The sequence below is a fragment of the Paenibacillus nicotianae genome (genome assembly GCF_042681745.1).
Lineage (GTDB): Bacteria > Bacillota > Bacilli > Paenibacillales > Paenibacillaceae > Saccharibacillus > Saccharibacillus nicotianae.
Genome location: NZ_JBHUGF010000010.1, coordinates 2,699,999 through 2,720,590 on the forward strand (window position 1 = coordinate 2,699,999; position 20,592 = coordinate 2,720,590).

14 protein-coding genes and 2 pseudogenes are annotated in these 20,592 nt (G+C 36.8%); 8 read left to right on the plus strand and 8 right to left on the minus strand.

Features of this window, described 5'->3' with window-relative positions:
* Window positions 1–75 precede the first annotated feature (75 nt).
* The 3 genes from ACFSGI_RS16145 to ACFSGI_RS16155 form a co-directional block, all read right to left on the minus strand.
* Complete coding sequence (locus ACFSGI_RS16145; RefSeq protein WP_379283664.1) at window positions 76–3,351, minus strand: S8 family serine peptidase; 3,276 nt, start codon at window positions 3,349–3,351, stop codon at window positions 76–78.
* Between the two features lie 389 nt (window positions 3,352–3,740).
* Complete coding sequence (locus ACFSGI_RS16150) at window positions 3,741–6,971, minus strand: S8 family serine peptidase (protein WP_379283666.1); 3,231 nt, start codon at window positions 6,969–6,971, stop codon at window positions 3,741–3,743.
* A gap of 353 nt (window positions 6,972–7,324) precedes the next feature.
* Window positions 7,325–7,879, minus strand: coding sequence for a GbsR/MarR family transcriptional regulator (locus ACFSGI_RS16155; RefSeq protein WP_204825227.1), 555 nt, complete (start codon window positions 7,877–7,879; stop codon window positions 7,325–7,327).
* A 333-nt stretch (window positions 7,880–8,212) separates the two neighbouring features.
* On the opposite strand from ACFSGI_RS16155, the gene ACFSGI_RS16160 reads away from it, so the two are divergent.
* From ACFSGI_RS16160 to ACFSGI_RS16170, 3 genes and pseudogenes are all read left to right on the plus strand, one after another.
* Window positions 8,213–9,415, plus strand: coding sequence for a quaternary amine ABC transporter ATP-binding protein (locus tag ACFSGI_RS16160; RefSeq protein WP_204825228.1), 1,203 nt, complete (start codon window positions 8,213–8,215; stop codon window positions 9,413–9,415).
* Window positions 9,408–10,223: pseudogene (locus ACFSGI_RS16165) on the plus strand (ABC transporter permease); the annotation flags it as partial. The gene ACFSGI_RS16160 and the pseudogene ACFSGI_RS16165, both read left to right, overlap by 8 nt.
* A gap of 216 nt (window positions 10,224–10,439) precedes the next feature.
* Window positions 10,440–11,240: pseudogene (locus tag ACFSGI_RS16170) on the plus strand (glycine betaine ABC transporter substrate-binding protein); the annotation flags it as partial.
* A gap of 103 nt (window positions 11,241–11,343) precedes the next feature.
* Here the strand turns inward: ACFSGI_RS16170 and ACFSGI_RS16175 are convergent.
* From ACFSGI_RS16175 to ACFSGI_RS16185, 3 genes are all read right to left on the minus strand, one after another.
* Complete coding sequence (locus ACFSGI_RS16175; RefSeq protein ID WP_161594229.1) at window positions 11,344–11,502, minus strand: hypothetical protein; 159 nt, start codon at window positions 11,500–11,502, stop codon at window positions 11,344–11,346.
* A gap of 54 nt (window positions 11,503–11,556) precedes the next feature.
* Window positions 11,557–12,003 carry a NucA/NucB deoxyribonuclease domain-containing protein gene (locus ACFSGI_RS16180; protein ID WP_204825230.1) on the minus strand — a complete coding sequence of 149 codons (447 nt, stop codon included), beginning with the start codon at window positions 12,001–12,003 and terminating at the stop codon, window positions 11,557–11,559.
* 192 nt (window positions 12,004–12,195) lie between these two features.
* On the minus strand, window positions 12,196–13,884 hold the full coding sequence (locus ACFSGI_RS16185; protein ID WP_204825231.1) for a methyl-accepting chemotaxis protein: 1,689 nt from the start codon (window positions 13,882–13,884) through the stop codon (window positions 12,196–12,198).
* 431 nt (window positions 13,885–14,315) lie between these two features.
* Between ACFSGI_RS16185 and ACFSGI_RS16190 the strand changes: the two genes are divergently transcribed.
* A complete protein-coding gene (locus tag ACFSGI_RS16190; protein WP_204825232.1) occupies window positions 14,316–15,092 on the plus strand; it encodes a sporulation protein in 777 nt (258 codons plus the stop codon).
* 219 nt (window positions 15,093–15,311) lie between these two features.
* Here ACFSGI_RS16190 and ACFSGI_RS16195 read toward each other — a convergent pair whose 3' ends face one another.
* Window positions 15,312–16,073: an MBL fold metallo-hydrolase gene (locus ACFSGI_RS16195; RefSeq protein WP_204825233.1), complete on the minus strand. Its 762-nt coding sequence runs from the start codon at window positions 16,071–16,073 to the stop codon at window positions 15,312–15,314.
* A 117-nt stretch (window positions 16,074–16,190) separates the two neighbouring features.
* On the opposite strand from ACFSGI_RS16195, the gene ACFSGI_RS16200 reads away from it, so the two are divergent.
* From ACFSGI_RS16200 to ACFSGI_RS16210, 3 genes are all read left to right on the plus strand, one after another.
* The gene (locus ACFSGI_RS16200; RefSeq protein WP_204825234.1) at window positions 16,191–16,601 is read left to right on the plus strand and encodes an Lrp/AsnC family transcriptional regulator; all 411 of its coding nucleotides are present in this window, start codon (window positions 16,191–16,193) and stop codon (window positions 16,599–16,601) included.
* 71 nt (window positions 16,602–16,672) lie between these two features.
* Window positions 16,673–16,993: a hypothetical protein gene (locus ACFSGI_RS16205; RefSeq protein ID WP_204825235.1), complete on the plus strand. Its 321-nt coding sequence runs from the start codon at window positions 16,673–16,675 to the stop codon at window positions 16,991–16,993.
* A 206-nt stretch (window positions 16,994–17,199) separates the two neighbouring features.
* Complete coding sequence (locus ACFSGI_RS16210) at window positions 17,200–17,865, plus strand: PsbP-related protein (RefSeq protein ID WP_204825236.1); 666 nt, start codon at window positions 17,200–17,202, stop codon at window positions 17,863–17,865.
* Between the two features lie 153 nt (window positions 17,866–18,018).
* Here ACFSGI_RS16210 and cls read toward each other — a convergent pair whose 3' ends face one another.
* Entirely contained in the window at window positions 18,019–19,473 is a 1,455-nt protein-coding gene (cls, locus tag ACFSGI_RS16215) for a cardiolipin synthase (RefSeq protein WP_204825237.1), read from the minus strand.
* A gap of 323 nt (window positions 19,474–19,796) precedes the next feature.
* Between cls and ACFSGI_RS16220 the strand changes: the two genes are divergently transcribed.
* Window positions 19,797–20,582, plus strand: coding sequence for a DeoR/GlpR family DNA-binding transcription regulator (locus ACFSGI_RS16220; protein WP_204825238.1), 786 nt, complete (start codon window positions 19,797–19,799; stop codon window positions 20,580–20,582).
* Window positions 20,583–20,592 lie beyond the last annotated feature (10 nt).

Below are 20,592 nucleotides of genomic sequence, written 5' to 3' on the forward strand. Positions count from 1 at the left end.
AAAAGACGCTCAGCTATTAGCTAGAGCGTCTTTTTGTTACATCATACTTATTAGCGTGCATACACTACTTCTATATTACTTTTTAGGAGCAGTAATTTTAACCAATGCATTTACAGTTACTGTTGCTGTTGGATCAGTCACTGAAGTGATTTGAACTTTCAATTTCACCATACGTGATCCAGAAGCTGGATATTTGATTAATACACCATTGTTATTTACATATTTCGGATCATCGCTAGACAATACTTTGTAATCTAAACGATTATCTGTTGGTAATGTAAATACAGATTGTCCAAGGACATTGTTACCATCAATGATATAGTTAAACGGTTTTTTCGCTGTTGCAATACGCGTTTTCTCTGTACCTACAATACGGTATTGAGCAGAAGAAGTATGAATAGAACTGTCATCTACTGCACCTGTTGGAGATACATTGTAAGCAGCCAATTGCAATTTGTATGTGCCTGGCTCTAGTGCTTTAAGAGATACTTTACCATTTTCAGAAGCCATAATTACATTATCGATATCATTGAACTGGTAGTATCCTGGAGTAAATAAAGGATAACCTTCTTCGGTTGGAGACTGAACATATTGAGCTGCTGTTCCTCTAAGCTCATCATCCAGACCATATACGTTCAACTCGATAACATTAGAATCTTTAGATGTTAAATGGAAACCAACATCTGCTACATCCTGCTTGCCATCCAAACGAATATTAGTATTGCTTACTGTTACTTCTTGAATACCCAAGCCTGTATCCGGTAATTCAGTACCTACATGAAGTACAAATGGTAAATGCAATGTCGGATATCCGTTCGCTGTTAACACCACTTCGCCTTCATAAGCACCTGTTGCCGCAGAAGCATTAGGTTTCACAGCTAATGAGAATTCTTTTGTTGAATTGCCGCCTAGCAAGATAGAACCATTAGCATCCAATCCTTTAAGTGTAGCACTGATATTACTTACATCCGGTGTTGAAGTCGGGTTGTAAGGATCAGAAGTTACATCAGGATGCAATTTGATACTTGCTTTGTAAGACACTGATAATGAAGAAGTGTTTTTCAATTGCAGTTTTTTCGTTTGTTCTGCACTACCTGGTTTTAATACGCCAAATGCAGCAGAAGAACCATAGTTAGTGACTGTTTTCTTATTCAAGTTTTTATCTAGAATCACGATAGGTTCTACAGTTTCCAACAAAGCTGGAGAGTAGACTGCTGAAGCTACATTTGCACGTCCAGCACCTTGAGAATAGACATCATATTGTTGATCATTTTCATCTTTGATCACATCTGCTGTATTCACCAATGCTGCGCGAATATCAAATGGTGTCCAATCAGGATGTTCTTGTTTGAGCAATACAGCTAGACCTGCGATATGCGGGCTTGCCATACTTGTTCCGTTTTGACGCGTATACGCTTCTGCATACGAAGCATCTTTGATAAATTTACCATACGCAGGAATTGTTGATTCAATACTTACACCTGGAGCTACAAGATCTGGCTTGATCCCTAACAATCCATCTTGGTTCGGGCCGCGTGAACTGAAGTCAGCCATTGTATCGCCACGTTTTTCTGTTTTCGGATAACTACTTCCGAATTTGAATGTTAGTGCATCAGCAGAAGATTTCAATGCTTCTCTTGCAAGAGCACGTCCTTCTTTACCAGCCATATCAAATGTCGGGATGTATTCAAAACCATCACCCAAGAAAGCACTAGAACCGATTTGTCCGTCACGTCCACTTACACTTTCAGACAAATCTGCTTGCAATGGATTAGATGCTTTGACATTACCGTTGAAAATGATCGCGGCTTTGGCTCCATTTTCTTTAGCTACTTTGATTTTGTCTACGAATGTAGCACTACCACGCGAGATCAAAACCACTTTATCTTTTACATCTTTACCTACATAATCACCAACAAGACCTAATCCTACATAGACACCGTCTAATGGAGAAGTACCCAGTACTCTTTGGAAATCTTCATTTCCTGTACGCCAAGCCATCAAGTTCAATCCATATGATTGACCGTAAGCATCTGCGGTTACTGTTGTGATGTCATCTGCATTGTGATAATTAACTGCCGCAGCACTGACTGCTTCTGCTGTATCTTCAGCTTCATTTTTGTATACAGAAGCTGTTACTGTCGAAGTAAACTGTTTGGTCGGGATAGTAGAAGCTCCTACAGAAATTGCCAACTGAGACGATGCAGGTGAACCCATAGAATAGTAGTAATATCCTTGTTTGGCTGCATTACCATTCGCAATAACAGCAACTACACCGCTAAGTACAGCATTGTTGATTGCGATAACGTCAGGTGAGTTGACATCTTTTTCAGCATCAGAACCTAGAGACAAGTTGATAACGTCCATACCGTCTTTGACTGCACGTTCGATCCCATCAATAACCTGTGCCGAAGAACCAGAAGAACGTCCTGTTTCTGCATTACGTCCTAATACTTTGTAGACATAAAGGTCTGCATCATAAGCGATCCCTTTTTGTACAATATCGCTTGTTTTGTTAGCGGCACGACCTACAATTGTTCCCGATACGTGAGTACCATGCGATGTACCGGCAAATCCTGTACCATATGGATCGTCCTCAATAGCGATCGGTGGCTCTTCATAAGGATCGTTATCTTTTTCAAAAGAATCGTATCCGCCTTTATAAGCGCCTTTTAAGTCTGGATGCTCATAATCGACACCTGTATCAATTACACCCACTTTAACACCTTTACCTGTCAAACCTTTTTGCCAAGCTACAGGTGCACCAATTAAGTTCAAAGGTGAAGCATCATATGTAGCAGTTGTTGCTGTAAGCGAAGGAGGGTCTTGTACGGGAATGGTGTAGTACACACTATTCTCATAAATAGATTTCACACCTGGCAATTCCGCTAATTTGGGAATTTGATTCGCCGGGATAGAAACTTCCATACCGTTAAGAACCGTATTGTAACGATAGTTTACTTTTAACAAAATGCCTTTTTCTTTAGCTGCATTCACGATAGTCGCTTGTTGAGAATCAATCGCTTTTTCTGTTGATTCAGTTGCAAAGCTACGTACGCCTGCTTCAGCAGCATATTGACCTACAGCCACTGGCTGATTCGATAATTGCACAATCACGCGAACTACTTTGCTAGAAGTTACATTTAATTTAGGAGAAATAATCGGTGCTTCGTTAGAAGTCTGATTTAGTAAAACACTTGGTAGATTACGTCCTATTTCATAAGGAGAGGATGCTGTACCTGTGCCTGCTTCAGCTGCGAAAGAAGCAGTCGGCGATAATAAAGTACCTACAGCAAGAACTGCTGCCATGGAGACAACAGAAAATTTACGGATAACGTGTAACTTCGTCAAATGATTTCCCTCATTTCGTTAAGTTAGATAGTCTGTGTAATGATTTGTTACCGAACTAAAACGTAGCCCCAGAATTAAATCGTTAATATATGACTTTATGTGTAAGCTATAATAACCTCCTTTACGAAGAATGTGAGGAATATTTTGTAACATAAAGTTATATTACCACCTGAATTAACCAGTGGCTAGATATTTTATCCATCTATAGACAAAATTTGCGTTAGTTATAATGAAATAATGATTTTTTATCAATCTTTAACCAATTTTTTAATATATATTACATTAAATGGAATAAAAAAGAACCTTTCCAATAACACAATTTTACCCGCAGGTTTGGTGTGTCTATTAGAAAAGGTTCTTTTTATATTTAGCATTATGCTATTTTTGAATTATTTTTTAGCTGCTTTGATTTTGACTAACGCTTTGACTGTTGTTTGAATTGTAGGATCGGCTACTGAACGAATCTGGATATTCAATTTGACGATACGTGAACCAGACGTTGGATATTTTAAAAGTATTCCGTTGTTGTCTACGTATTTGGCATCGCTTGTAGATAATATTTTGTATGTGAGCCGATCTGTATCATTCAGTGCAATCACAGGCTTACCTATAACCTGTTGTCCATCCAAAATATAATGGAACGGCTTTTCAGCAGTATGAATCCGATCTTTTTCTGTACCTGTAATGATATACGATGAGTATGCAGGATAAACAGAGTTAGGATCTGTAACGCCTTGTGGACTTACATGATATACCGCTAATTGTAATTTGTACTGTCCGGGTGAAAGTGTTTTTAAAGAAGTTCCATTATTATCAGCGACCATGACTACATTATCGATATGATTAAAGTTATAATACCCTGGCTTGAATAATGGATATCCTTCCTCTGTCACAGGTTGAACGACCTGCGCTAGTGTTCCTTGAGCTACATCGTTCATATCGTATACATTCAATTCCATCACATTGGAATCTGTAGCTGTCAAATGATAACCGATATCGATACTGTCTTGCTTGCCATTTAAACGAATATTGCGATCACTTAGCGTCACTTCTTGTATCCCTAATCCAGCATCTGGAAGACTAGCTCCTACATGCAGTACAAATGGTAAATGTAGTGTAGGATACTCGTTAGCAGTTAACACCACTTCTCCTTCGTAATCTCCTGTTACAGCAGTAGTATCCGGTTGAACTGCCAAAGCAAACTCTTTGGTCGATTTGCCGCTGACTAAAATAGTACCGTCTGGATTGACTCCTTTTAACCTTGCTGCAATATGACTTACATCTGGTGTTGCTACAGGCTGATAAGGATCTGAAGTAACACTTGGATTCATGTGTACACTAGCTTGATATTGAACACTCGTTGTCGATGTGTTTTTGAGCTGTAATGTTTTGGATTGTTCTACTCCACCTGCCGCGATCACGCCAAAAGCAGCAGACGAACCGTAGTTAGTCACTGTTTTCTTTTTCAATTGTTTATCCAAAATAGTAATCGGTTCTACCGTTTCCAGAACAGCAGGAGAATAGACAGCATCTACTACATCAACACGTCCACTTCCTTGAGAATAGACATCATATAATGTACCTTTTTCATCTTTGAGCGGCTTCGCGGTATTAGCTAACACTGCTCGAATATCAAAAGGAGTCCAGTCAGGATGCTCTTGTTTTAGCAAAACAGCTAACCCCGCTACATGAGGACTCGCCATACTGGTTCCATTTTGTCGTAAATAAGCTTCTTTGTACGAAGCATCTTTAATCCATTTGCCATACGCTGGAAATGTTGATTCAATATTGGTACCGGGTGCCACCAAATCGGGCTTAATTCCAAGTGATCCATCCTGATTGGGTCCACGAGAACTAAAATCAGCTATCGTATCTCCTATCGAAGATGTTTTGGGATACTGATTGCCGAATGTAAATGTTAATGGTGTAGCAGGAGATTGTACAACTTTTCTTGCTAATGCACGCCCCGCTTCACCCGCCATATCAAAACTTGGAATATACGGATAACCATCGCCAATATAAGCTGCGCTTCCGACATTTCCATCTCGCCCTGCAATATGTTCGGATAAGTCAGCTACAGTTGAATCATTGGCTTGCGCATCTCCGTTAAAAATAATAACTGCTTTGGCTCCTTTAGATTTGGCAAGTGTGATTTTGTTTGTAAATTTAGAACCTCCACGCGAGATCAATACCACTTTATTTTGTACATCTTTACCTTTATAATCATTATCCAATCCTAAGCCAACATATACCCCTTGATACAAAGTATCTCCTAAATATTGAGCAAAATTGTCTTGTTTGGTGCGCCATGCGATAGCATTTAACGGATAACTTTGAGCATACGTATCTTTACTAACTGTATCAGCACTATAGACGGAAGCTGTGACAGTCGCTTGATATTGAGTGCCAGGAACAGTTGAAGCTCCTACAGAAATCGCTAGTGGTGAACTAGCTGGAGAACCTAACGAATAATAATACGAACCTGGAGCGGCCGCATTCCCGTTAGCAACCACAACCACGACACCGCTTAATACCGCATTATTAATCGCAATCACATCTGGCGAGTTAACATCTTTGTCTGCATCTGTACCTAACGATAAATTAATAACATCCATACCATCTTTGACAGCATGTTCAATCCCATCAATAATTTGCGCTGTTGTCCCTGTAGAACGTCCTGTCTGCGAATCACGTCCTAATACTTTATAGACATGAAGTTCTGCATCATAAGCGACTCCTTTTTGCGTAATTTCGCTTGTCTGGTTCGCTGCTTGACCTACGATTGTCCCGGATACATGTGTACCATGCGATGTGCCGGCAAATCCTAATCCTTGAGGATCATCTTTCACAGATAATGGAGGATCTTCATAAGGATCATTATCATGATGTACAGAATCGTATCCTCCCTTATAAGCGCCTTTCAAATCAGGATGTTCATAATCTATACCTGTATCGATTACACCGACTTTGACTCCTTTGCCGGTTAACCCTTTTTGCCAGGCTATCGGAGCGCCGATTAGATTGAGTGGTGAAGCATCATATGTAGCACTTGTTGCAGTGAGTGTAGCTGGTTCCTGCACAGGAATTGTATAATAATTATTATTTTCGTAAATCGATTTGATACCCGGAATTGTAGCCAACGTTGGAATCTGATTGGCAGGTATAGAAATCTCCATCCCGTTCAGTACAGTGTTATAGCGATAATTGACAGTCATCTTTATTCCTTTAGCTTGAGCAGCAGATGTAAAATGAGACTGCTGTGAATCTATCGTTGTAGCGGTAGATGCTATGACTTGTGTATCTTCTACCGATTGTGTGGTTAAACTTTGTACTCCTTTATCAGCTTCATACTGATCTACAGCAACAGGTTCATTATTCAGCTGTACAATCACTCTAATCATTTGACTGGATTTCACATTGATATGGGATGAAATAATTGGAGCCGTATTAGCAGATGAATGTAATAAGGTTGTATTCGCTGTTGATGTTAACTGATACGGAGAATTGATCGTGCCTAGTTCAGCCGCAAAGGAACGAGTTGGTGATAGCAAAGTACTTACCGTAAGTAATGCTGTTATTGTAATCATAGAACAGGTACGCATAGCTTTGACTTTATTCAAATGATATCCCTCTTTTCAGTGACTAACGTTCACATAATTTGGTCTTACAATCGTTTGACATAAATAAACAATACCCAATAATAACTTAAAAAATAGAGATGAATCGGCTGTTGATTATGCCAATTTTGTAATACAAAGCTATATTACCATTTGAAGCAATACTCGACCAGACCTAATATATAAATAATGATGATGTTTTGCCAAGGATAGTTTTGATGTTTTTTAATCATTATATTGTGGAGAAATACTATAGTTATTCCTTGTATTGAAACCAAAAACCACCTTTACCTGACCTATAGGTGAAAGTGGTTTTTTTATAGAGTGCTATTCTATTGTTGTTATCATGTATTATTCTATTCTTCTTTAGGTACAAAATCGAAAATCTGTCCTTCTTCCATAAGATCGATTAAGCGATCTAACCACATATAATAGCGTACGGCTTCTTCCATTTTTTCTTTATCTTTGATCAATACTTGTGTAGCAGGTGACTCACTATCCAGATCTACTATCAATTTATCGATTTCTTTGATCGATTTGCGTAATACTAAAATATTACTTTCAACTGATTGACGCCATTTGATAGCGAAAAAATCAGTAAATGTCTGGTACCAATCATATTCTACTTCATATAAGTCTTTGCGCGATCCTTTTTCCCATACTTTATTGACCATACGCAAATCTAACAAATTACGGATACCTGTACTCATACTTGTTTTGCTCATTGCCATTTCTTTTCCCATATCATCTAGAGTCATAGGCTTGTCTGCAAAAAAGAGCATGCCATATAAATGTCCTGTAGATAATGTAACTCCATATAAATCCATATTGCGTCCTATTACTTCAATTACTCGCTTTCTTACTTTCTCTACTGCTTCTTGTTGTGACTCATCTAATTGGTCCAAGCTCATGCTTGCACACTCCTATTCTATATATACAGTTTGTTCTTTATGATCTGAATATTAAGTTTCTTACATCATTTTAAAAAAGTTATTGTTAAAAGTAAAGTTTCAAAATGAATAGCATCGGTGAGTATATAAGAGAATATTAAAGTATTCCTTATAAACTTTCTGTACAGTTTTTTCTGTACATACTAAATATACGGGTTTTACGGTTGATTTGCAAACTTATATTTGTTACAATTAAGCTCGTTGGTTTGCAAATGATGAAAATAATCATTTATTTTCTGTAAATATAATGTTTTTCATCTTTATCTTTCTACTATATAAAAGGGGTGACAAATAGTGTCTATTTTAGAAATCAAAAATGTAAGTAAATTGTTCGGTCCTAATGCAGAACAAAACGCTAAATTATTAGATCAAGGCTGGACGAAAGAAAAAATGGCGAAAGAAAAACAGATTACTGTTGGTGTCAATCGCGTAAATATGGAAATCGAAGAAGGCGAGATTTTCGTAATCATGGGATTGTCCGGTAGTGGTAAATCTACATTGGTTCGTATGTTCAATCGTCTAATCGAACCAACATCCGGTGAAATTCTTGTGAATGGTAAAGACCTTCGCAAAATGAATAAAGAACAACTTCGCAATGTACGTCGCAAAACAATCAGTATGGTATTTCAAAAATTCGCTTTATTCCCTCATCGTAGTGTTCTCGAAAATGTGGAGTATGGACTTGAAATTCAAAAAGTGGCTAAGTCTGAACGCCGTACCAAAGCAGAGACTTCTCTTGAGTTGGTTGGACTTAAAGGCTGGGAAAACAAAATGCCTGATGAGCTAAGTGGTGGTATGCAACAACGTGTAGGTCTAGCACGCGCTCTAGCTAATGATCCTGAAGTTCTTTTGATGGATGAAGCCTTTAGTGCACTAGATCCACTGATTCGTCGTGATATGCAAGATGAATTGCTTGAATTGCAAGATAAAATGAAAAAAACAATCATCTTTATTACGCATGATCTAGATGAAGCTCTTCGTATCGGTGATCGGATTGCTCTTATGAAAGATGGAGCAGTTGTTCAAATCGGTACACCGGAAGAAATTATGATTCAGCCTGCTAACTCGTATGTGGCACGCTTTGTCGAAGATGTTGATTTATCTAAAGTATTAACAGCTTCTCATGTTATGCGCAGACCAGAAACGATTACACTTGATCGTGGCCCTCGTGTAGCGCTTGAATTGATGCGTGAACGTGGTGTATCTAACTTATTTGTAATCGATCGTTCTAAAAAACTACTCGGTATTATTACCGCAGAAGATGCTGTAACAGCTATGAAAACTCAACAAAAACTTGAAGACATCTTAATTCGCGATGTGCCTCAAGTCGAACCAGAACGTATGTTAAATGAATTATTTGAATTAGTCAGCACAGCGAAATTGCCTGTTGCTGTTGTAGATGAACGTGATCGCTTAACAGGTGTATTGATTCGTGGAGCATTACTGGGTGCACTTGCCGGCGAAGTAGATAATGGAGAGGTGAATGAGTATGCCTAAGATTCCTTTAGCACAATGGATTCAAACGTTAGTGGATTGGCTGAGCCTGCACTGGGCAGGATTTTTTAAAGGCGTATCTAACATCATTAGTTATGTTGTCGATATTTTTACGTATTTCTTTATGTTGCCACACCCGTTCTTATTCGTCATCATTGTCGGTATACTCGGTTATATCGCGAATAGATGGTCGCTCGCTATATTCTCAGCACTAGGATTTTTATTGATCTATAACTTGGGATATTGGACAGAAACAATGAATACATTAGGTCTTGTAATCACTTCTGCTCTAATCTCAATCATTATCGGTGTTCCACTTGGTATTATGTGTGGTTCTAGCAAATTAGCTGCACAGATTATTACACCTTTACTTGATTTTATGCAGACTATGCCAGCATTCGTATACTTACTACCGGCTGTTACATTCTTCAGTCTAGGTGTTGTACCTGGTGTTGTTGCATCTGTTATTTTCGCTATTCCACCAACGATTCGTCTTACACACTTGGGAATCAAACAAGTTTCAGAAGAATTAGTAGAAGCCGCTGATGCATTTGGGTCAACCGGTGGACAGAAATTATTTAAAGTTCAATTGCCATTAGCATTACCAACAATTATGGCAGGTATTAACCAAACAATTATGTTATCTCTATCGATGGTTGTTATTGCATCTATGATCGGTGCTCAAGGTATCGGTGCTGTTGTATACCGCGCTGTTGGACAACTTAAAATTGGTGAAGGATTTGAAGCAGGTCTAGCTGTTGTTGTACTTGCAATCGTACTTGACCGTCTATCTCAAAGCTTATTCAAAAGTGGTCGCAAACAACGCGCTTAATAGTAACTCACTAACTACAACAGCAATATTTGAAAATATAACTAAAAGGGGCGAATTATACGCATGAAAAAGCATAAAAACTTGCTGCTTTTCTCCTGTATTATATTGATTATGATCATTTCTGCCTGTAACCCGAACCGTCAACCATTTCCATCGTTCCCGGGCAGCAAAACAACCAATAGCTCCGATGCTATTGGCGATCAAGTCGGGTACCAGATTATCGGTATCGATGCAGGCGCAGGCATAATGAAAGCTACACACAAAGCGATTGAAGATTACAAATTAACAGACTGGACATTGGTTGAAGGTTCTAGTGCAGCCATGACAGCTACACTGGATAAAGCAATCAAAAATGAAGAGCCTATTATTATTACAGGTTGGACACCACACTGGATGTTCAGTAAATATGATCTTAAATATTTAGATGATCCGAAGAAATCATACGGAGATGCTGAAGAGATTCATACACTAGCTCGTAAAGGATTACAAAAAGATGATCCAACCGCTTACGAATTTTTAGACCGTTTCGAATGGAGTTCTGATGAAATGGGCGAAATGATGGTAGCGATTCAAGATGGTACTGATCCTGCTGTAGCTGCTAAAGATTGGGTTGAAGCTCATGCTGATCGTGTCGATGAATGGACGAAAGGCTTGAAAAAAGCAAACGGTAGTACATTAACACTAAGCTATGTGGCGTGGGATTCTGAAATCGCAAGTACTAATCTCATGAAATACATTTTAGAAAATAAATTAGGTTACAAAGTTACTGCTCTACAAGTAGAAGCAGGTCCTATGTTCACCGGTGTTGCTAATGGGGATGCAGATGCTACTGTAGCTGCATGGTTACCATTAACACATGCTGATTATTGGGAAAAATACAAAACCAAACTGGATGATCTCGGCCCTAACATGACCGGTGTCAAAGTAGGTCTTGTTGTTCCGAAATATGTGAATATCGATTCGATCGAAGATTTGCAACCTCAAGCAGCAAAATAATCATCTAATATCTATACAAAAAAAGCTATCTCTGAAATCGTTTATGATTTCAAAGATAGCTTTTTTTTATGCATAACTATAGTAGTCAATAATCTGTTCAAGCTTATTCTGGATCATCTTTGGTATCGTTAAGTTTTTTAACCCACAATCCAAAAGCAATACATGCTACTACTATCATTACTGCATACAATAAAATGTAAGGTGTGTGCGCATTAAACTCCATAAATAAAGGCAACACAGCCGGCAAAATAGAAGTTCCCATCAGGTATTCCTCCTTTATAAATTTTCAATAACGAATTTTTAATCAATCCTTATCTTATTTTACCTCAAATAATACCCTTGTGCCATCCGAATAATTGTCTAATTGGTTACCTATCCATGAACCTGCCCCTCGATTATCAGAAGGTTTGATATAACGAATATCTGCCCCTTCTCCACCTTCCTGACACATTGCCATAGGCCACTCATCTCGATCATAGCCTTTTTTGGTGGCTACTCCTCGCAAAGATAGTTGACGATTGGCTTTGGCACCCCCACGATCTATCGTACAGATCGCAGAGTGTCCTTCTGCTATAGCATCTTTGATATGAGCAGCAGTCTTAGGATAACGATCAGCAGGCACGACAAGAGTATAATCAGCTTGTCCATTTGACGCTTGATTAGGATTCAATATCCCGCCTAGATCAACATGTCCATTCACTAGATAAATAACCCCTGCTAGAATAGCAGTAACCACAAATCCCCATATTTTTTTAGAAGACATGAATTGTTCCTCCTGTTGTTCTGATCTCCTTATTATAACCTTTTATCTTACAAAATAAGAACAGACGTTTCATTATAGCAAAAAGCACAAAATTCTTCTATCCAAAAGACGAACTCTCTATCATTAGTTCATCTTCTATACAGAAGAATTTTGTTCTATTTTGTGTACTCTATTTATCTATCCAATCTAATCTTATACGCGGAACTTTGCAACTTCACTTTGCAAATCCATCGATAAATGGCTTAATGATTCAGCAGCATTTGAGATTTCACGCATAGATTCTAATTGAATAGTAGAAGCTTGAGTTGCTTCTTTAGAGTCTGATGTGATCTGTTGGGATAGACCTGCAATTTGACGCTCAGAATCCAGAATTTTAGACGAACTTGATGAAATTTGATTTGATGCCGCAGATACTTCTTTTACCTGTTCAGTAACGAGCTGGATAGCATTTTGTACATTTTGGAAAATAGTACCCATTTGTTGTACTGCTTTGGTGCCACTTTGTACTTCTTTAGCGCCTTCTTCCATTTTATTTACAGCATGAGAAGTTCTTTGAATAATATCTTCGATCTTGTCATTGATCTGTCTAGCCGAGTCATTAGAATATTCAGATAACTTTTTCACTTCACTGGCTACAACAGCGAATCCAAGACCATGCTCACCTGCACGAGCAGCTTCGATAGAAGCATTAAGAGAAAGTAAGTTAGTCTGTCCAGCGATATCGCGAATCACTTGTACAATCGTAGCAATCTCTTTCGATTGTTCTGCTAATTCGTAAAGTGCTGTAGCTGTTGCTTGTACAGTCTGATCTACATTTTTCATTTGTAGTACAGTCTGCTCTACATTACTTCCACCTTGCTCTACATCATTTAATGCTTTTGAAGAAGAATCAGCAACTAATGCTACAGATTCAGCGATACGATAAATATTGTCTGTATTTTTTTCTAAAAGTTGTTGGTTATCCATCACTTGTTGTAATTGTAGCCCTGCTGAAGAAGAAATTCCTGTTACAGTAGTTGTAGCTTCATCTGCTGTTTTTACAGATTCTTCAGATGTAGCTGTTAACTCTTCTGAAGCCGCAGCCATCTGCTCTGCACTTGAGCCAATAACTTGCATTAGACCACGTAGATTGTTTTTCATCTCATTAAATGAATTAGCCATTTGACCCAATTCATCTTTGCTAGAAATATGAAGATCATCAATTGTTAAATTACCTTTAGCAATTTCTTTAGCCCCGTCAGCTACAAGAGCAATAGGTTTAGAGAACATACGAATCACAAAGTATGCGATCACAATACCTGCAATAACTGCAATAACACTTACAATCATCAATGTATATAACGTTACATTTGCGCTACTATTCGTTTCAGCTTGTGCTTGTTGTAACAGATTAGCATGATATTCTTCCATTTGTTGCGCTTTATCTGCCAAAGATAATGCCATCGGAACACATTGTTCTTGTACCATTTTTGTATACGCAGCTACATTGTTTTGCTCTTTATAAATAATCAGTTGATCTGTAATCACACCGTATTGAGTTTGTAAATCAGATAACTCTTGTAGCATTTTTAAAGTTGTAGAATCGTCTGCTAGCTTTTGTTGTAAGGTAGCAATATCTGCAATTAACTTTTCTTTATTTTGCTTGAACATGTCTAGTTGGTTCGTATCTCCTGTAAGTAAGTATCCTCTTAAATACTTCGTCTGATCGCCTGCCAAATAGCGAAGATCTTTAATCGCTAATATTGTTTGAACTCTGCCATTCAGCAAATTTTGATAATTTTTACTTGCTGTATGAACTTCATATCCTCCAATAGTTCCTACAAGCAAAACGATAAGTATCATAATAGCAAAAACACCTGATAATTTCTGTTTAATATTCATTTTCTATATCCCTCTGCTCTCATATCTATTGCTCACAATTTAAAATTACAAATTCAGGAAATCTTAATAATATTATTATCGGTTTAATTACCATATGTAACATAAGCACTTAGACCTATTTTCGATAAAAATCGACATTTATTTTATTTATATAAAATAATATTCATATGATATTACATTTGTAAGCATTTAAAAATAATATATACAACTTTTCCTCCTTTTTTTATTTGATTATTAAACTTTATTCCTACATCTTAATACCTATATTCATCATGTATGAAACACTACAGCTTATTTATATTTGTCGAACATTACTTTATAAAATGGAAAGATCCTGACATTTTATAAAAAAATAAGAAACGTATAGATCCATCTGCCGTATATGTTCATATCTGAATTAGCAACTTATTATTCAAAAGGGGAAATGTCCAATGTCATTCTTTAACAAAATGCTTGCTCGTGTAGGAGTAGGCGCAGCCAAAATCGATACTATTTTAGAGCGTACAGAGTATTATCCTAATGAAGATATTAACGGAGTGGTTCATATTCAGGGCGGTAATGTCGATCAAGAAGTCGGTAATATCTATATCAAAGTGATGACCGAGTATATTCGTGAACATGATGAGAAAAAAGAACATGTTCAATATGCTATGGCTCAATACAAAGTTTCTGATGAAATGGTTGTGAAAAAAGGACAGAAGTTAGAAATTCCATTCTCCTTTATTTTACCGTCTCAGACTCCGATTACGTTTGACCGTCAAAAAGTATGGTTACACACCGGACTGGATATTGGTATGAGCCTTGATCCGACCGATCACGATTATATTACGGTTCATCTCCATCCTTATATGGAAACTGTATTCCATGCTACAGAATTGCTAGGATTCCATTTCCATAGTTCATCGGTTGAGTATCTATCCCGTTCTCGTTATGGCGTGCCTTTTGTACAAGAATTTGAATTTACACCAGGACGTGAATTTAGCAATCGGATTACTGAATTAGAGTTAGTGATGCGCTTAGAACCTCATGGACTACAAGTACTGGTTGAAGTGGATCGTCGTGGACGTGGACTGGGTGGACTATTTGCTCAAGCCTTTGATATGGACGAGCGTCATGCATGGTTAGAACTTCGTAATAGTGACTTAAATCGTGGTGCAGAATATATTGCTGACAAATTAGAAAACCTGATTATTCAACAAAGTCGTTAATACACATAATTACAGATCATTTATCCAATACTAAGACTCAAAAAGGACGGTCTACACAAATAGATGTAGATCGTCCTTTTTTTGATTGTATGGATTTTATTTGTTGGAGCAGAGTTGATTTGAAGCTTGATTTAAGAAAGAAGGATATACTTTTTGGTCTAGCATTTTGGCTCTACTCGTTCATCATACAAATTCTTCTATTGCTTATCCTTTCTTATCTTAAAATGTATATGACTCTCCATTATCCGGTATCAATAGTTGAGCAGAGAAATGCTTTTCAGCTACAAATCTTTTCAGTTCTGCTTTGGACAATCCCCAGTGGTTGGCTGATTCCATATGAACAGCAATAAGTGTCGCAGTCGGTCTAGCTTGATGAACTTTATACACATCTTCTTTGTCCATAATGATCGGCCCCCCTTCTAGAAGTTGATTAGCTCCTGCATTCACTACAATCACTTCTGGGTTGTAAGTATGAATAGTCTCTTCGACGCTTTGATACCACACCGTATCACCAGCTACATATAACGTTTTCTCATCTGGATGCTTAAAGACTACTCCAGATACATGTCCCATCAGGTTCACCATATTTCCTCTACCATGCTCTCCGTTTGTTTTGATCAATTGAATCCCTTCAAATACGGTATCTTCCTGCAAAATTTCTACATGTTGAAAGCCAGCACTTTGTACTTCTTTGGCATCTTTTTCGTTTTGAGTGAATAGTTTTACGTCTTTGGGCAAGACTTCTTTGGCTACCTTATCCCAATGATCCAAATGCAAATGTGTAACAATCACCGCATCAATATGCTCGATGATTTCATTTATAGGAATAGGCAAGCTTTCTAACGGATTATTTTGGTCTTGTCTTGCTGAATTTGCAAAAGGAGGATACGTACCTTTTTCCGCTAAAAATGGATCGATCAAAAACTTTTTCCCTGCATAATGGATGATCAAAGTCGCGTTTCGGATTTGCTGTATATTCATATATGTAACTCCTTTTGTTTGATTTACATACAGTGTATACTATTGAAACATTGCAAATACATGGCTTACCTAAAGTGTTTTGACCGTTTAACTTTATTAATGAAAGGATTTGAAAGAATGTTGGATAATACAGATCAGCAAATCTTAGAAGAGCTTTCTAAGAACAGCAGGATCTCTATGAAAGAGTTAGGAGAAAAAATACATTTAACTGGGCCTGCCGCTTCAGCACGAGTAGAAAAACTGGAAGCCAGTGGAATTATTGAAGGATATACGATCAATATTAACCAAATCAAGATGGGGTATTTTGTTCACGCATTGATCAATATCTTTACGAAAAATACCCATCATCAGCCTTACCTTTCTTTTCTAAAAACACAGGAACCTTACGTGATTCACAACTATAAAATCAGTGGAGATAGTTGCTATATTCTTGAATGTAAATTCCCTTCTAATGAGAAGCTGGATGAATTTCTTGTCAAATTAAATGAGCATGTAAATTATAAATTATCTATTATTATCAATAAATAAAGAGCTCTCGTATGTAAAACAATCTATAGACCTATGTTAGAATGTTTATAGATATGAAAGGAGCTGATATTATGTCTAAATTTTATATGGTTAGAGAAGAAAAATATTCTAGTTATATTCAAGAGACGTTGAATCAGTTGATCCAAAAAGAACAACTTGAGTTGTTAGAAACAGGTCATCTAGCGACTACGCAAGACAAAATCTTGCTATACTGCTCGACCAATGACGATGAAAATGACGATTGGCCTTATAAATATATCTATTATTTAAATGAGACGGCTCGATTACTTTTTGAACTCAATAATATTGCTCTTACGTATGTTGCAACGATTCCTGAGATTGCCCTTCCATCTAACTGTTCTAAATTGATAGAAACAATACGTTCTGTATGATACAAGTGCACTCCATTAACCGGAGTGCGCTTTTTTTGTCATATCTAATAAAAATAGAATGACTCTTCATATTATTCCTTAATTTACCGATAAAGATATAGTTATGTATATTTTATAGATACATACTTATATTTGTTTTCCGACATAAGGCACAAGTCATATTCTCAGCCGATGAGACAATACACATACAAGGGGTTATTATTCAAATGTACAAAAAAATCGTACCAGTCATTTTACTATCTGTAGCTTTAACAGCTTGTGGTTCTGCTAACAAAGAAGCTACTCCAGCAGCCGAAAGTAAAACAGTAGCAACAAATGAATCTACAACAACTGCACCTACTACAGCAACAGAAGAAACAGTTACAGAGAACACAGATGTACAAACAGCTGATGCTGTTGAAATGAAAACCTATGAAGGTGAAAACTTCAGTATCGATTATCCTGCTTCATGGGTAGAATATGATACGACAGCATTCAACCAACCTTCTATCAAAGTCGCTTTCAATGATCCAGCACCTAAAGTTCAATTTGCAGATAATGTGAATGTGACTGTTAATGCAGTTGATCCTAATGCAACGATCAAACAAGTTGTTGACACTACATTAGCTTATTATGAGCAAGATACAACCAATATGGCTAACTTTAAATTACTTAGTAATGACCAAGATGCATCTCAAAATCAAGCTGTGATTGTAGGTCAATACACACAAGCTCAAGCAAAAGTTGATATTGCTCTTGTTCAAGCTATCGTTGCAGATCAAGGAACGCTGTATACGTTATCTATCTCTATGTCTAAAGATACGTATAAAAATGGTGGTAAAGAACAAGCAGAACAAATGATCAAAGCATTTAAAATTGCTGATAACTCTTAAGACAAATATAACAAAAAGACGATTTGCATACATTGTGCAGATCGTCTTTTTGTTTTTATTTTGGATACAATCTAATACAGATTAAAAAATGATACATATCATCTTTGTAAATACATATTAAATCTCTCATTTTAAAAACATACTCTTCTGAGATCAAAGAATAGGTGAAAGCAATCTGGAAATGCCTTCTTTAAACTTAATGATCCATGATCGATTATTATAGCGTTCAGGTGTTAGCTCACTGCTGACTAGACTGTCTTGATCAAATAGATCATGCAGTTGCTTGGCAATCTGCTCATCGTACACAATTGCATTAATCTCAAAGTTCAGTCTAAAGCTTCGCGAATCTATATTCATCGTTCCTACAGAAGCTACTTCTTCATCCACCACAATCGTTTTTGCATGCAAAAATCCTTTTTCATACAAAAGAACTTTGGCTCCATAATCCAGTAATGTCCCTACATGTGCCCAAGTTGCCCAATAGACAAACGGATGATCTGGTTTATTGGGGATCATAATTTGCAGATCAATTCCTGAAATAAGAGCAATCTTACACGCATCCATAAAGCTAGCATCCGGTATAAAATAAGGGGTCTGAATATAGACATTCTTTTTAGCCGATAAAATCATCTTAATATACATATTTTTGAGATGCTCTGTCTCCGAGTTAGGGCCACTGGACACGATCTGGATCATACTGTTACCATAATGCTTTTCAGAATGGTACTCAAATTCATGATAATCTTCTTTTTGTTCTTTGCGAGCTTGATGCCAATCCAGAATAAATCTGCCTTGAATATGATTGACCGAATCGCCTTCTATTCTAAAATGAGTATCTCTCCAATAACCAAACTTTTGATTTAATCCAAGATATTCATCGCCGACATTAAACCCACCAATATAAGCAATGTTTCCATCAATAATACAAAGTTTGCGATGATTTCTGTTGTTAATGCGGAAGTTAATTAATTTGAAAAAGGACGGGAAAAACACTTCTACTTCTCCACCAGCAAGTCGTAACTCTTTAAAAAAAGAACCTGAGATTTTTTTAGAACCTACCTCATCATAAAGTAATCTTACTGTCACGCCTTCTCTGGCTTTTTGAGTTAAAACGTCTCTTAATCTTTTGCCAAGTACATCGGGTTGAATAATATAATACTGAATATTGATTTCTCGTGTAGCTTCTTGAATATCTTGGAGTAAAGCATCGAACTTCGCATGCCCATCGTCAAAAATAACAATTTCATTATCATTCGATAATAAAGCATTGGTTGATCTAAGATTCAGTGTGACTAATTCATCATATTTAGGGGATATCGGAAATTCCTGAGACTGCTTATCTTGTAGTGTAAGTAACTGCTTATCGACTTCTGCTTGTACAAATCCTCGTTCTTCCGCAGAAAGCCCGTAGAAATTTTTCTTTTTAAGATTACGCCCGAGAAAGATATACACCAGAAAACCAACAATCGGAATAAAAAAGAGAATCATCAACCATGCCCAGGTATAGCCTGCATCCCTTTTTTCAAAAAACAGAAATCCGATCGACAACGCAATATTAATAACGGTAACGATTGAAACGATCAGTGTCACTATATTCCCATATTCCATATGTACATCCTTTCTATTGAAGTGATTATGAGCACTCTCACAAATATTTGATGATTTAAAATATACATTTTACTTCATCTATTAACTAAATGACACGTATTTTTATTAATACGAAGTGCTAATATCGTTAGTTTAAAGCTTCAAGTTATGAATCACCAATGGATATTTCATTTTCCCCATACTTTTTGCATTTTATATTACTTTACAAAATGCTTTTATTTTACTTTCCAATTCAAAAAAACTCATAAATCATTAAAAAAATAAAAATATTACTTGAATATAATTATATAAAATCATAATATTACTTACAAGAGGTGATTTATATGTATCAAGAAGAGCGATTATTGAAAATATTAGAATATTTAAAACAGCATCAATCTATGAGCGTAGCTGACATATGTAGTGAATTTGAAATATCCAAAGATACAGCCCGTAGAGATATTGTTAGGTTAGTACAAGAAGGAGTCGTTATCCGTACTCATGGCGGAGTCTCGTTACCTCAATTAAAAAAAGAAATACTGTCTTATCAAGATCGTCTTATTGATGAAGCCGAACCTAAAAGAACAATTGGAATGCTTGGTGCTCAACTTATTCAAGATCATGAGACTGTTATTTTGGATGTATCTACTACTGTACAATTTGTCGCAGAACAAATTAAAGCTCAACGTCTTACAGTGATTACCCATTCTATTGATAATGTAGGTATTTTATCAGACAGAGAAGATATGCAAATTTATTTGCTTGGCGGCTATTTGAATGTAAAAAACCGATCTTTGTTTGGTCCTTCTATTCTCGATAAACTGAGTCAGATTCGTGCAGATAAAGCCTTTATTGGAGCTGTAGCTATCGGTTCAGACGGTATCTATTACTCTTATGAAGAAGATGCCCGGGTGAAGCAAGAAATGGCTAGAAGGTCAGATCAAGTGATTGTGGTAGCAGATCATACTAAATTTACAAGTAAATCTTTTTATCGATTGGATTTTGATTATGTAGATATTTTAGTTACTAATCAGCCTGTTCCTAATCCATTAAAAGAAATACTTAGTCAGAACAATATTACGGTCATTACTTACCAAGATGATGAACATGGGACGAACTATAACGACTAAGTCATATCAT

Coding starts and splice junctions, on each gene's coding strand:
- ACFSGI_RS16155 (WP_204825227.1), bottom strand. CDS start 7,879: ATGAGCTTGGACCAATTAGATGAGTCACAACAAGAAGCAGTAGAGAAA.
- ACFSGI_RS16175 (WP_161594229.1), bottom strand. CDS start 11,502: ATGGGAACTTCTATTTTGCCGGCTGTGTTGCCTTTATTTATGGAGTTT.
- ACFSGI_RS16180 (WP_204825230.1), bottom strand. CDS start 12,003: ATGTCTTCTAAAAAAATATGGGGATTTGTGGTTACTGCTATTCTAGCA.
- ACFSGI_RS16185 (WP_204825231.1), bottom strand. CDS start 13,884: ATGAATATTAAACAGAAATTATCAGGTGTTTTTGCTATTATGATACTT.
- ACFSGI_RS16190 (WP_204825232.1), top strand. CDS start 14,316: ATGTCATTCTTTAACAAAATGCTTGCTCGTGTAGGAGTAGGCGCAGCC.
- ACFSGI_RS16195 (WP_204825233.1), bottom strand. CDS start 16,073: ATGAATATACAGCAAATCCGAAACGCGACTTTGATCATCCATTATGCA.
- ACFSGI_RS16200 (WP_204825234.1), top strand. CDS start 16,191: ATGTTGGATAATACAGATCAGCAAATCTTAGAAGAGCTTTCTAAGAAC.
- ACFSGI_RS16205 (WP_204825235.1), top strand. CDS start 16,673: ATGTCTAAATTTTATATGGTTAGAGAAGAAAAATATTCTAGTTATATT.
- ACFSGI_RS16210 (WP_204825236.1), top strand. CDS start 17,200: ATGTACAAAAAAATCGTACCAGTCATTTTACTATCTGTAGCTTTAACA.
- cls (WP_204825237.1), bottom strand. CDS start 19,473: ATGGAATATGGGAATATAGTGACACTGATCGTTTCAATCGTTACCGTT.
- ACFSGI_RS16220 (WP_204825238.1), top strand. CDS start 19,797: ATGTATCAAGAAGAGCGATTATTGAAAATATTAGAATATTTAAAACAG.